This is a genomic window from Micromonospora sp. NPDC047740, assembly GCF_043204735.1.
GTDB lineage: Bacteria > Actinomycetota > Actinomycetes > Mycobacteriales > Micromonosporaceae > Micromonospora.
The window spans coordinates 128,747-141,281 of record NZ_JBIDCT010000008.1 but is presented as its reverse complement, the minus strand read 5'-3'; the positions used below and the strand labels follow the sequence as shown (position 1 = coordinate 141,281).

The following is a 12,535-nucleotide window of genomic DNA, read 5'->3' as shown; positions in this document are numbered from 1 at the left end:
CTGCCGGCTTGATCCGCGCTCGTGGCACGATGACGGGCATGACCACGGACGCCGGCGACCTCCGCGAACTGACCGTCGGCACGGGTGCCGGCGGGGAGCAGCTCGGCACCGACATGGTGCTCAACATCGGCCCGCAGCACCCCTCCACCCACGGCGTGCTGCGGCTGCGGCTGGTGCTCGACGGCGAGCGGGTGGTGTCCGCCGAGCCGATCGTCGGCTACATGCACCGGGGCGCCGAGAAGCTCTTCGAGGTACGCGACTACCGGCAGATCATCGTGCTGGCCAACCGGCACGACTGGCTCTCGGCCTTCGCGAACGAACTGGGCGTGGTGCTGGCCGTGGAGCGGCTGATGGGCATGGAGGTGCCCGAACGCGCGACCTGGCTGCGGATGGCGCTGGCCGAGTTGAACCGGGTGCTCAACCACCTGATGTTCCTCGGCTCGTACCCGCTGGAGATCGGCGCGATCACCCCGATGTTCTACGCGTTCCGCGAGCGGGAGACCCTGCAGGCGGTGATGGAGGAGGTCTCCGGTGGCCGGATCCACTACATGTTCAACCGGGTCGGCGGCCTGAAAGAGGAGGTGCCCGCCGGCTGGACGGGCCGGGCCCGGGCGGCCATCGCCGAGGTCCGCCGGCGGATGCCGGACCTGGACCAGCTGATCCGACGGAACGAGATCTTCCTGGCCCGGACGGTCGGGGTGGGCGTGCTGTCGGCGGCGGACGCCGCCGCGTTCGGCGCGTCCGGGCCGGTCGCCCGGGCCTCCGGCCTGGACCTGGACCTCCGCCGGGACGACCCCTACCTGGCGTACGACCAGCTCGACGTGCCGGTGGTGACGAAGACCGCCGGGGACTGTCACGCCCGCTTCGAGGTGCTGCTCGACCAGGTGTACGCCTCGCTCGACCTCGCCGAGCAGTGCCTGGACCGGGTGGACCGGCTCACCGGACCGGTGAACACCCGGCTGCCCAAGGTGGTCAAGGCCCCCGAGGGGCACACCTACGCGTGGACCGAGAACCCGCTCGGCATCAACGGCTACTACCTGGTGTCCCGAGGCGAGAAGACGCCGTGGCGGCTCAAGCTGCGCACCGCCTCGTACGCGAACGTGCAGGCGTTGGCGACCCTGCTCCCCGGCTGCCTGGTGCCGGACCTGATCGCCATCCTCGGCTCGATGTTCTTCGTGGTCGGCGACATCGACAAGTAGCCCTCGGCTCCGGCGGGGTCAGCGCCAGCGGTCGGCGGAGCGGGGGCTGGCGGCCCGGGCCGCCTCGCCGCGCGGCGGGTAGCCGTGCCGGTCGTCGCCGTACCGCGCCGGTTCCGGCTCGGCCTGGTGCCACTCGGGCTCCACCTGGCGCCACTCGGCCTGCCCGCTGCGCTGCGCCGGGGGACGCCACTCGTCCGGTACCGGCACCCCACCGACCGGCAGGGCCGGCCGGTTCTCCCCCGCCCAGCCGGATCCCGCGTCGGCGGGCGCCGCGTGGCCCCGGTGGGGCTCGCGGACGGACGCCCAGCGATCCTCCACCCGGTACTCGGTGCCGGCGCCGTCGGCGTGCACCGCGGCGTGCCGCTCCCCGACCCGGACCTGCCGGCCATGCTCGTCGTCGCGGACCGACGCCCAGCGGTTCCCCGCGCGCAACTCGGACCAGTACTCGCCGTCCGGATCGTCGGAGACGGCCCGGCCGGGCGGCGCGGGCGAAACCTCGGCGCCGTCCGGCGACGTCCAGCCCGCCCGCGGGCCGGCCCAGGAGCGCTCGTCCTGCGTCGCCGACCAGGACTGCTCGGCACGGGCTCCGGCCCGGCTCGTCGACCACTGCTGGTCGCCGTCGCGGTCCGCCGACCAGGACCGCTGGTCCGCCGGTCCGGCCGGTTCCGTGGACCGGTCCCGCTCACCGCCCTGGCCGGACCAGGCGCCGCCGTCCCGCGCCCCGCCCTGCCCGGACCAGGTACCGCCGTCCCGCGTTTCACTCTGGCCGGACCAGGTGCCGCCGCCGTGGCCGGTCCGGCGGTCGCCGGACGGCCAGGCGTGGTCGTCCTCCGCCTCCCGGTACCCGGACCAGGGGCGTTCCTCCGGCTCCGCGCCGCTCCACGGCCGTTCCTCCGGCGCCGGGGACCAGCGGCCGGCGTAGCCGCCGTAGTGGCCACCCGTGGCCGGATCCGCGGCACCGTCCACGATGGTGTGCCGGGTGGTGACGTGCACGGTCTCGGTGCGATGCACCACCCCGACCTGCCGGGGTTCCGGCCGCCCGTCCGGCTCCGGCGTACGCGGGGCGCCGTAGACGCCGGGCTGCGAACGGTCGGCGGGCGGGGCGGGCCGCTCCGTGCCGTAACGGGTGCCGGACTCCGGGCGGCGGGCCGGCTCGTCCTCGTCCCGGCCGGCGGGCTGCCCCCAGCCGGGCTGCTCGGGGGCGGCGTAGCTGGCCCGGCCGTCGTCGTACGTCCCGGTGGACGGCACCCGGGCACGGCCACCGGCGGGTTCCGCAGCGGCGGGGGTGCCGATGCCGGCGGCGGCGGCCGCCGCGGCGTCCAGCCGGCGGCGCAACGCGGTGACCGTCTCCTGGGTCCGGTGCGCCTGGTCGAGCGCCTGGTTGCCACGCTGCGCGGCCGCCACGATCTCGCTGCGCAGCTCGTGGCGAAGCTGCTCGATCTCCTCGCGCACCTCCTCGACGCCGGCCGCGCCGCCGCTGCCCTCGGCGCGCAGCGCGATGGAGAGACCGATCAGCACCACGGCGAGGATCGCCAGCACGGCACCGAACCGCAGCGGACCGTCGCCGTCGGCGACCAGCAGGAGAAGCGCCGCCAGGGGCGCGAGCGCCACCCCGATCCAGAACAGAACGTTCAGTAGCGATGGCGTGCGCTTTTCGGCGGGGGCGACCGGGGCGGGCATGGCTGAGCAGACTACCGAGAGTTGCCCCGGTAGGGAACGGGCCGAAAGCACCGATGTAACGGTGGCGACCAGGCATTCGCTGCTGGGCGTCCCGGCCGGATCCGGTCGCCGACGGACCGGGTTCGGTCCGTCGGCGACCGGCGACTTTTCCAGATCGGCGGCACGGCGTCAGACGCGCCGAGCCGGTCGCGGGAGGTCAGCTCGCGGCGAGCGCGGCGTCGGAGGAGAAGACCAGGCCGACGCTGGCCGCCCCGGTCTTCAGCGCGTTCTTGGTCTGCGGGCCACCCGCGTCCAGCGAGCTGAACGAGCCGGCCTTGAAGTCGTAGACCTGGACCAGGCCGGCCTGGCACTTCGGCCGCTGCGGGCACTCCGGCGGGCCGGCCAGCACGGTGGCCTGGCCGGAGCACTTGCTCGCCAGGTCGGAGAGCGTGGCGAGCTGGTACTTGTCGGCGAAGGCCTTGGTGACCGCGAAGGCGTTCTGGTCCTGGGCCTGGGACGGCTGGCCGAAGGTGATGCCGACCTTGTCGCCCGCCGCCGTCAACGCGCTGACCGTTTTGTCCAGCTCCGGGGAGGAGATCGGCTCGGCGTCCTTGCCGTTGGCCTTGGTGTTGAGGAACTCGGCCATGGTGGCCGCGTACTCGGGGACGACCTGGATCTCGCCCTTTTCCAGGGCCGGCTCGTAGAGCTCCCGGTTGCCGATCGTCTGCACCTTGACCTGGTAGCCGGCCGCGGTGAGCGCGATCTTGTAAAGCTCGGCGATGGTCTGGCTCTCGCTGAAGTTGCCCGCGCCGACCGTGACCTGGCCACCCGGGCCCTGCTCCACGCCCTGGGTGACGCCGTTGGCGTCGGCGAACGCCTTCGCCGCGACCTGCGGGGTCTTCCGGTCGACGTCGACCGCCCGGTTCAGCTCGATCAGCTTGGTGGTGTCGAGCTTCGCGGAGACCTTGTCCAGCGCGGCGACCAGCTGCGGGGTGGCGGCCTTCTTGTTGATCGCGGGGAGGACGTTGTCGGTGTTCTGCAGCTTCTTGTCGTCGGTGAGGACGACCAGCTGGTCGCCCGCGACCGGGGCGCAGCCGGCCCCGGAGGCGCCCTGCTGGGGGGCGTCGGTGCCCGAGGAACCGGCGTCACCGCAGCCGGTGAGCAGGCCCGCCGCGGTGAGGGCGCCGAGTGCCCCGACGGCCAGGCGTGTACGTGCGCGCATCGATTGCCCGCCTTCCGTGTCCCGGCGCGACCCGTCTCGGGCCGGCCGCGTGTCCGACGGGCGATCCGGTCGGCCGCCCGCGATTCCAGCCAATATCCTCCGGGCCGGACCGACAAACTCCGAGCCGATTTCGTCACCGGATCGTCACCCGGCACGCGGTTTGGCCCGGTTCAGGCACCCGCAGTGGCGTCGGTCACGCGCCGGTTCGCCGCGCCTCGGGCCCGCCGCAGCGGGCGCGGCGTCGCGGCCCGCTCCACCAGCGCCAGCACCCCCTCGACCAGCAGCGCCAGCCCGGCGACCAGCACCCCGCCGGCGATGATCTGGCCACCGCCGGCCGCGATGTCCAGCCCGAAGCCGGCCCGGATGATCTGCCCCAGCCCGCCGCCGTTGACGAAGGAGGCCAGCGCCGCGGTGGCGACCACCTGCACCGCGGCGGTACGGAACCCGGCGGCCAGGTACGGCACCGCGAGCGGCAGCTCCACCCGGCGCAGCAACTGCCCGCCGGACAGCCCCATGCCGCGCGCCGCGTCCCGGGCCTCCGGGTCGGCCTGCCGCACCCCGGTGTACGCGTTGGCCAGCAGCGGCGGCACCGCGAACACCGCGAGCGCGACCACCACGGCCGGGCGGCCGAAGCCGAGAAACGTCAGCGGCAGGATGGTCAGCAGCGCCAGGGTGGGTATGGCCAACGTGACGTTGGACACCAGCAGCACGGCACCACCGCCCCGGCCGGTGTGTCCGAGCCAGAGCCCGACCGGCCAGGCCACCAGGCAGCCCAGCAGGACGGCCAGCGCGGAGATGCTCAGGTGCTCGCCGAGCCGGTCCAGGACGCCGCCCGGGTTCGTCCAGTTCAGCGGGTCGTTCAGCCAGACCACGGCCTGCTCGACGGGGTTCATGCGGCCCGCCGGCGGAGCCAGGGGGTGAGCAGCCGGCCGACGCCGGCGAGGACCAGGTCCAGCACCAGCGCCAGCAGGACGCAGAGCACCGTGCCGGTCATGATCTCCGCCTTGTAGAAGTTGTTCTGGAAGCCGGCGAAGATGAGCTGCCCGAGGCCGCCCCGGCCGACCACCACCCCGACCGTGACCAGCGCCACCGTGGAGACGGTGGCCAGCCGCAGGCCGGTCAGGATGCCGGGCAGGGCCAGCGGCAACTCGATCCGGAACAGGCGGCCCCAGCGGCCGTACCCCATCCCCTCGGCGGCCTCCCGGACCTCGGGCGGCACCTGATTGAGCCCGGCCAACGCGTTGCGCACGATGACCAGCAGCGCGTACAGCGCCACCACGCTGAGCACGGTGACCGCGCCGATGCCCAGGTACGGCGCGAGGAAGGCGAACAGGGCCAGCGACGGGATCGTGTACAGCGCCCCGGCGAGCGCCAGGATCGGCCCGGACAGCGACCGGAACCAGTACGCGGCCACCGCCAGCGGCAGCGCCACCAGCGCGGCGATCAGCACCGCCCGGCCGGTCAGCCAGGCGTGCTCGCGCAGCGCCGCGAGGATCGTGTCAGAGTTGTCCCGCACGTACTGCCAGGAGAACCACGGGTTACCCGGCGCGGCCCGGTAGCTGAGGTGGAGGGACACACGTGGACGTTACCCCGGGATCCGCCGGCGGACACAGCGCGGCATCGATCACTCTCGAGCGCATCCGCAAGCGCTACCCCGACGGCACGGAGGCGGTGCGGGAGCTGAGCCTGGAGGTGAAGGCCGGCGAGCTGGTGGTGCTGATCGGCCCGTCCGGCTGCGGCAAGTCCACCGTGCTCCGCATGATCAACCGGCTGATCGAGCCGACCGACGGCCGGATCCTGCTCGGCGACGACGACGTCACCCGGGTCGACCCGGTGGCGCTGCGCCGCCGCATCGGGTATGTCATCCAGAACGTCGGCCTCTTCCCGCACCAGACGGTCGCCGCCAACGTGGCGACCGTGCCCGGGCTGCTCGGCTGGCCGCGCGGGCGGACCCGGGACCGGGTGAACGAGCTGCTGGAGCTGGTCGGCCTCGACCCGGCACAGTTCGGCCGCCGCTACCCGCACGAGCTCTCCGGCGGCCAGCGGCAGCGGGTGGGGGTGGCCCGCGCGCTCGCCGCCGACCCGGTGGTGCTGCTGATGGACGAGCCCTTCTCGGCGGTCGACCCGATCGTCCGGACCCGGCTGCAGGAGGAGTTCCTGCGGCTCCAGGCCGAGGTCCGCAAGACCATCGTGCTGGTGACCCACGACCTCGACGAGGCGGTGCGACTGGGCGACCGGATCGCCGTGCTCTCCGAGGGCGGCCGGCTGGAGCAGTACGACACCCCGGCCGCCCTGCTCGGGTCGCCCGCCTCGCCGTTCGTGCGCGAGTTCGTCGGCGCCGACCGGGGCATCCGCCGGCTGGCGGTCACCCCGGTCACCCACGAGGTGCTGGAGCCGCTCCCGGCCGGTGACGGATCGGACCTGCCGGCGGTGCCGCTGGGCGGCTCGGCGTACGACGCACTGGCCGCGCTGCTCAGCTCGGCCGCCGAGCACGCCGTGGTCACCAAGGAGGGGCGGCCGGTCGGGCTGCTCAGCCGGTCCCGGCTGCTGGAACTGGGCGCCGTGGCGGACTGAGCGGCGGCGGGGGCGGAACGCCGTGAGTCGCCTCAGGCGCGGCCGCCGAGGCTGGCCAGACCGATGATCCAGCCCGCGAAGAAGCCGTAGCCGACCCCGGCGCTGGCGGCCTGGAAGGCGGCGAGGAGCGATCCGCCCGGCCCGAGGAGGCTGGCCAGCAGCCCGGTGAACCCGCCGGCCAGGGCGTACGCCGCCCAGCCGGAGAGGAACTGGCTGGCCGAGCCCTGCACCCGGGCCACCTGTGCGGCGGGCAGCAGGTAGAGGAGGGCGGCGGCCAGGATCACCAGCAGGATCGCCCGCAGGTCGGCGGCGAGCACCCCCTGGGACGGGTCGTCGGCGTGCAGCCGCCAGGCCGGCCAGGCGAGCAGCCGCAGAAACCAGCCGCCGGCTCCGTTCGGGTCGGTGTGATCCTGCACCCAGCCCACGTACATCGGGCTGCCGCACACGCCGACGAGGAGGAGCGCGGCGAGGGCGCCGGTGCCGGCGGCCGTGCCGTACCTGCTGACGGTCCGGGGGCGGTTGCGCAGCGCCATGGGACGGTCAGTGCCCGACGCACCCCGCCGGGCAAACCTGCGCGCCACCGCCCTGGGTCGGCGGACGGCCATCCGTCAGTGCTTCAGCAGGTAGTCGATGAACGCGGCCCGCAGCAACGGGGCGGACTCCTCGTAGCCGTGGCCGGTCAGCTCCCGCCACAGCGCGTTGGCCTCGTCGATGGTCGGCCCGACCGAGTTGGGGGCGCCGTCCAGGGCGGCGGCCTCGTCCGAGTTGGGCAGGTGCCGCAGCACCGACCAGAAGAACCCGACGTCGCGGCGCTCCCGGGCCAGGGCGAACGCCTGCTCGCGCAGCTCCTCGGTGGAGAGCCTGTCGAGCTCGTCGAAGGTACGGCCGCCGGCGCCGGTGGCAGGAGTCTCGCTCATGCCACCGCCTCGCTTCGCTCGGCGACGGCATGAGACACGACCGGGCTGGGCTGATGATTCGCTCGCTGGCGCTCGCTCATGCCGCCGAGCCTAACCGGCGAGATCAGGTTCGGCCCGTCATCGCCGGCGGCGGCCGCGATCGACGCCGTCCGGTGTCGTCAGCGGTCGTCGGCGTCCCAGCGGCGCGGCTCGCTCTCCCAGCGCGGGGCGTCCCACCTGTCGACGGTCGGGTCGGTGCGTACCGGCAGCACCGAGGGCCAGTCGTCGGCCGGCTCCGGCGGCCGGGCCAACGCCCAGCCGGAGCTGATCGTGGGATCGCCGGGCGGCCCCAACTCCGCCGGGACGAGGGCCGGCCGCGGCCGGCCGAACTTCTCGACCAGCCGGGTGGCCAGCAGCCCGACGCCGAGCGTCGCCCCGCCGACGGCCCACCGGCTGATCGTCCAGCCCTGCGCCGCCGCCCAGACCAGGAAGACCTCCACCAGGCTCACCGCGAACAGCGTGCCGAAGATCCCGCCGCGCCGGCCGTACGCGCTGGTGCCGCCGAGCATCGCGGTGCCGACCGCCAGCACCGACCAGTCCAGCCCGGTGGCCGGCGCGACCGGGCCACTGCCGTTCGCCGCGATCAGCATGCCGCCGAGCATCGCCAGCACGGTGGAGCCGATCATGGCGAACGCCGCCACCGTGGCGGCGACCGCGCCCCGGCGCCGGGCCGGGTCGACGACCGGCCGGAACCGCCCGACCAGCCGCCGGATCGGCCGTATCGCGCCGAAGAGCCCGCCGAGCACGGCCACTGCGGCGAAGCCGATGACGAGGTACAGGGCGGTGGGCCGGGGGTCGTACCCGCCCTGGACCACGACCGGGCCGGTACGCCGCTCGATGTAGACGATCACACCGGCCGCACCGGCCAGGCTCGCCGCCCAGGCCGGCACGTGCAGCACCACCACCGCCAGGGCCAGCGCCAGCCCGCCGAGCACCGCCACCGCCAGCGCGGGGAGCAACGCCTCCCGGACGCCCCGGTCGCCCTGCTCGGCGTAGTGCAGGGCGGCGGCCACCGCGACCGGGCCGACCGCCAGATTCACCACGGCGGCGCGCAGGCTCAGCCCGGCGGCGAGGGCGAGCAGCCCGAGCCCGGCCACGGCGACCAGGAGGGTCTTCAGGCCGCTGCCACGCAGCGCGTCCGCGTCCGCGCGCCAGAGCAGCCAGGTCAGCCCAGCCAGCCCGGCCAGCAGCAGGAACTCCCAGACCACGTGTACGGCGATCCGGTCGCGGCCGGGTTCGCCGTGCGCGGGGTCGTCGAAGACGTTCTCCAGCACGGCGGCGGGCACCCCGGACGACTCGGCCCGGCCCGTTTCGTCGTACCCCATGACCCGCGCCTCCCACGTCGCCCGGCCGTGCCGTCCGACGCTCGGGCGGACCGGCGGCGGCCGTTGCTCTCCGGTCGCCAGGCACGGTACCTGCGGGCGCGGATGGTGGGAACCCCTGATCAGAGGCGGCCGCGCGGAGTCTCCCGGTCGCCGGGATCGCGGTCCTCGTCGTCCTCCTGCTCCGGCACCCGGCAGGACCGCTCCAGCCAGAGCGCCGCCGCGACCAGGGCGAGTGAGGCGACCAGCCCGGCCACGGCGGCCGGCCGGTCGCCGACGGCGGCGTTGGTCCGCTCGACGAAGAGCCACCCGGTCAGCCCGGCGTAGAAGCCGGCGAAGATCGCCCCGGCCAGCGATGACGCCTTGGCCAGCACCACGAACCGGGCGACCAGCAGCGGATTCACCGGGTCCCGCCCGGGTCGGCGTTCGATCCGGCCGCGGGTGTTGACCGCCGCGTACCCCTCGAGCACGGCGAGGCCGGCCAGCGTGACCACCGGCAGCCAGGGCAGGTTCGGCGCGCTGGGGTAGTAGAAGCTGCTGATCAGCAGCCAGGCCAACGCGGCGGCGGCCAGCCCGGCCACCACCAGTGTGGAGATCCGGGTGGGACCCATCCGCCATCGTTCAGGGTCGCGCGGGAACTGCGCCTGACTCATGCGGTCGCCTCGCTCCGCTCGGCACCCGCCTGAGGCTCCGCGGCACAGTGCCGGATGATTCGCTCGCGGCGCTCGCTCATGCCGCCCGGCTCCACTGGGTCATGGGTCCGACTGTAACGCCAGATCCGGTCGAGGGCTGAGTTCCAGGGCGTCCCCGGCCAGCGGCTCGGCGTTGAGCAGGTCGGTCAGCCAGCCGTGCCCGGGCAGCCGGCCGTGCGGTTCGATGTCGATCCACGGCCGCAGCACGAAGGCCCGCAGGTGGGCGCGGGGGTGCGGCAGGGTCAGCTCCGGGTCGTCGCTCAGCACGGGCGCACCGGCGTCGTCCCAGACCGCGATGACGTCGACGTCGAGGGTGCGCGGCGCGTACCGGCGCTCCGGGTCCCGGGTCCGCCCGGCCGCCCGCTCCGCGGCCCGGGCCCGGGCCAGCCAGTCGCCAGGGGTCGCCGCCGGGTCTCCGACCAGCACCGCCGCGTTCAGGTACGCGGGCTGGTCGGCGTCCCCCCACGGTGGAGTCTCGTAGACGCCGGAGACGACCAGCACCGCGTCGCCGAACGCGGCCACCGCCGCGCGGAGGTGGGCCAGCCGGTCACCCAGGTTGCTGCCGATCGACAGCACGGCCCGGGTCACCGGGTACGCCGCATCGTCACGGCCACGTCCCGGAAGGTGTGCGGGATCGGGGCCTCGGGCTTGTGGACGGTGACCGTGGCGGCGACGACCAGCGGTTCGGCCAGGCAGACCGCGAGCAGCCGGTCGGCGAGTGTCTCGATCAGGTTGACCGGCTCGCCGGTGATCACGGCGACCAGCCGCTCGGCCAGCTCGCCGTAGTGCACGGTGTCGGTCACCTCGTCGGAGCGCGCGGCCGGGGCGAGGTCGAGTTCGAGCACCGCGTCGACCACGAACTCCTGCCCCTGGGCACGCTCGAAGTCGTACACCCCGTGCCGGCCGTGGGCCCGCAGGCCGGTCAGCTCGATCCGGTCGGTCACCGTGCCCCCTTCGTTCGCGACTGCGGGGCTCGCAAAACCGGCTCACTCCTCGCGCTCACCGGTCCCCCTCCCGCACGGTGGTCGCCAGGCACGGGCGGCCGGTGGCCCGCCAGACGGCGAGCGCGTCGGCGGTGCCGCGGACGTCGTGCACCCGTACCCCCCAGGCCCCGGCCGCCACGGCGAGCACGCTGGTGGCGATGGTGGCCGCCTCGCGGCCGGAGGTGGGCCGGGGGGTGCCGTCGGCGTCGGCGAGCAGCCGGCCCAGGTACGACTTCCGGCTCGACCCGAACAGCAGCGGGAAGCCGAGGTCCACCAGCTCGGGCAGGCGGGCGCTGAGTTCCCAGTTGTGCGCGGCGGTCTTCGCGAAGCCCAGTCCGGGATCGACGATGATCTTCTCGGCGGCGATCCCGGCGGTGAGCGCCTCGTCGACCCGCTGGCTCAGCTCGGTCCGGACGTCGGCCACCACGTCGCCGTAGCTGGCCAGGTCGCGCATCTCGCGTGAGTGCCCCCGCCAGTGCATGAGCACCCAGGGGCAGCCGGCGTCCCGGACCACCCGGGCCATGTCCGGGTCGGCGAGGCCGCCGGAGACGTCGTTGACCACGTCCGCGCCGGCGGCGAGGGCCGCCTCGGCCACCCGGGCCCGGCTGGTGTCGATGCTGACCGGGATGCCGGCGGCGCTCAACTCGCGGATGACCGGCAGCACCCGGGCCGTCTCGGTCTCCGCGTCGACCCGGTCGGCGCCCGGCCGGGTGGACTCGCCACCCACGTCGACCAGGTCCGCGCCGGCCGCGCGCAGTCGCACTCCGTGTCCGACGGCCGCGTCGAGATCGGCGTACCTGCCGCCGTCGGAGAAGGAGTCGGGCGTGACGTTGAGGACGCCCATCACCACCGGGGCCTGCGCCCGTACCAGCTCGGTCACGACCCGACAGTACCGGTCGCCAGCAGGGCTTCCGGCGGCCCGGGCGGCAACCGGCCACGACGGCCCTGACATGCGAATTGGAACAGGTGTACGATCGGTCGTCCGGGTCGCTCCGGGTCGACTCTTCGCGGGTTGTCGCAAAGGGGGCCGGCCCGTACGCTTTGGAATTGCCCAGCATCGAGATGGCGAAGCCTGGAGGGAGGGCCGAAGCGGGAAGAATCCCCCCAAAGCTCGCCACTCTCCGTGGTGGGTGACGAACACAGCGTCGCGCACGCTGTGCCCAATGAGCACCATCCCGCCAGGCTTGCCTACTGCACCGCCGCGGCGCCGCCGGCCGCGACATGGGGAGGTTTCCAGTGATCGCCACCGAGCTCATGGGGGCGGCGACGGCAGCCGTCGACCACGCGCTCCACACCCTGGCGTCGACTCCACTCGCCGAGCCGGCACCCAAGGGCATCGCCACCGAGAACATCGTCAGCTTCTTCGCCAGCAAGATCGCGCCGATCCTGCTCGCGGTGCTCGGCGTCATCTTCATCGGGCGGGCCAGCCGGGGCGAGATCTCCAAGGTGCTGACCAGCTCCGCGATCGCCATCGTCGGCCTGGCCTTCATCGCCGGCGCCGCCACACTCTTCTTCGTCGGCGACTACCTGATCAACCTGATCTTCGAATAGGCGCGGGCGACCATGCGGCTGCGCACCGACGACGACATCTACCGGGCTCGTCTCGTCTACCTCGGGCCGCCCGGGTACACCCTGCCCGTCCACCTGCCGTACGCCCAGTACGGCCTGTTCATGCTGCTCGTACCCCTCTACATGTTCATCCACTGGCTGTTCACGTTGCAGGTGGAGCTCTTCCCCGCCTGGGAGATCTCGCTGGCCATCGTGACCACCTCGTTCATCTTCCGGCACGTCGACCCGGACCGACCGGCGCGCATGGTCATCCGGACCGCGCTGACGGACTGGCGACGCACCCGGGAGCCGGCCGCCGAGCTGCGCGACCCGCGGCTGGTGGCGAGCCGGATCAGGATCCGGGAGGAACTGGCATGACC

15 protein-coding genes are annotated in these 12,535 nt (G+C 74.1%); 4 read left to right on the top strand and 11 right to left on the bottom strand.

The features are described 5' to 3' along the window. Window positions 1-29 precede the first annotated feature (29 nt). Window positions 30-1,199, top strand: a complete 1,170-nt coding sequence (locus tag ACGF4F_RS16750) for an NADH-quinone oxidoreductase subunit D (RefSeq protein WP_393078137.1) — start codon at window positions 30-32, stop codon at window positions 1,197-1,199. Window positions 1,200-1,217: 18 nt separating this feature from the next. On the opposite strand, the gene ACGF4F_RS16745 is transcribed toward ACGF4F_RS16750, so the two are convergent. From ACGF4F_RS16745 to ACGF4F_RS16730, 4 genes are all read right to left on the bottom strand, one after another. After that, window positions 1,218-2,879 (bottom strand): hypothetical protein, encoded by a 1,662-nt coding sequence (locus ACGF4F_RS16745; RefSeq protein ID WP_393078134.1) that lies wholly within the window; start codon window positions 2,877-2,879, stop codon window positions 1,218-1,220. Between the two features lie 196 nt (window positions 2,880-3,075). Then, a complete protein-coding gene (locus ACGF4F_RS16740; RefSeq protein ID WP_357439546.1) occupies window positions 3,076-4,080 on the bottom strand; it encodes a glycine betaine ABC transporter substrate-binding protein in 1,005 nt (334 codons plus the stop codon). 170 nt (window positions 4,081-4,250) lie between these two features. Continuing rightward, the gene (locus ACGF4F_RS16735) at window positions 4,251-4,973 is read right to left on the bottom strand and encodes an ABC transporter permease (protein WP_393078131.1); all 723 of its coding nucleotides are present in this window, start codon (window positions 4,971-4,973) and stop codon (window positions 4,251-4,253) included. After that, window positions 4,970-5,656 carry an ABC transporter permease gene (locus ACGF4F_RS16730; RefSeq protein WP_073837732.1) on the bottom strand — a complete coding sequence of 229 codons (687 nt, stop codon included), beginning with the start codon at window positions 5,654-5,656 and terminating at the stop codon, window positions 4,970-4,972. The genes ACGF4F_RS16735 and ACGF4F_RS16730 overlap by 4 nt, the downstream gene beginning before the upstream one ends. Window positions 5,657-5,658: 2 nt before the next feature. On the opposite strand from ACGF4F_RS16730, the gene ACGF4F_RS16725 reads away from it, so the two are divergent. Then, complete coding sequence (locus ACGF4F_RS16725) at window positions 5,659-6,654, top strand: ATP-binding cassette domain-containing protein (RefSeq protein ID WP_357439540.1); 996 nt, start codon at window positions 5,659-5,661, stop codon at window positions 6,652-6,654. 32 nt (window positions 6,655-6,686) lie between these two features. Here ACGF4F_RS16725 and ACGF4F_RS16720 read toward each other — a convergent pair whose 3' ends face one another. From ACGF4F_RS16720 to folP, 7 genes are all read right to left on the bottom strand, one after another. After that, the gene (locus ACGF4F_RS16720) at window positions 6,687-7,187 is read right to left on the bottom strand and encodes a hypothetical protein (protein ID WP_357439538.1); all 501 of its coding nucleotides are present in this window, start codon (window positions 7,185-7,187) and stop codon (window positions 6,687-6,689) included. Between the two features lie 75 nt (window positions 7,188-7,262). Continuing rightward, window positions 7,263-7,571, bottom strand: coding sequence for a hypothetical protein (locus ACGF4F_RS16715; RefSeq protein ID WP_357439535.1), 309 nt, complete (start codon window positions 7,569-7,571; stop codon window positions 7,263-7,265). A gap of 158 nt (window positions 7,572-7,729) precedes the next feature. After that, entirely contained in the window at window positions 7,730-8,935 is a 1,206-nt protein-coding gene (locus ACGF4F_RS16710; protein WP_357439534.1) for an ABC transporter permease, read from the bottom strand. Between the two features lie 119 nt (window positions 8,936-9,054). Further along, window positions 9,055-9,543, bottom strand: a complete 489-nt coding sequence (locus ACGF4F_RS16705) for a DUF3180 domain-containing protein (protein ID WP_198940496.1) — start codon at window positions 9,541-9,543, stop codon at window positions 9,055-9,057. Window positions 9,544-9,684: 141 nt separating this feature from the next. Beyond that, window positions 9,685-10,212 carry a 2-amino-4-hydroxy-6-hydroxymethyldihydropteridine diphosphokinase gene (gene folK / locus ACGF4F_RS16700; protein WP_393078126.1) on the bottom strand — a complete coding sequence of 176 codons (528 nt, stop codon included), beginning with the start codon at window positions 10,210-10,212 and terminating at the stop codon, window positions 9,685-9,687. Further along, complete coding sequence (folB, locus tag ACGF4F_RS16695) at window positions 10,209-10,568, bottom strand: dihydroneopterin aldolase (protein ID WP_393078124.1); 360 nt, start codon at window positions 10,566-10,568, stop codon at window positions 10,209-10,211. The genes folK and folB overlap by 4 nt, the downstream gene beginning before the upstream one ends. A 55-nt stretch (window positions 10,569-10,623) precedes the next feature. Next, window positions 10,624-11,487 (bottom strand): dihydropteroate synthase, encoded by an 864-nt coding sequence (gene folP, locus ACGF4F_RS16690; protein WP_357439527.1) that lies wholly within the window; start codon window positions 11,485-11,487, stop codon window positions 10,624-10,626. A gap of 356 nt (window positions 11,488-11,843) precedes the next feature. Between folP and ACGF4F_RS16685 the strand changes: the two genes are divergently transcribed. Both ACGF4F_RS16685 and ACGF4F_RS16680 read left to right on the top strand, forming a co-directional pair. Beyond that, window positions 11,844-12,158 (top strand): hypothetical protein, encoded by a 315-nt coding sequence (locus ACGF4F_RS16685; protein ID WP_357439525.1) that lies wholly within the window; start codon window positions 11,844-11,846, stop codon window positions 12,156-12,158. 12 nt (window positions 12,159-12,170) lie between these two features. Continuing rightward, a complete protein-coding gene (locus tag ACGF4F_RS16680; RefSeq protein WP_073837722.1) occupies window positions 12,171-12,533 on the top strand; it encodes a hypothetical protein in 363 nt (120 codons plus the stop codon). The last annotated feature ends 2 nt before the right edge of the window (window positions 12,534-12,535 follow it).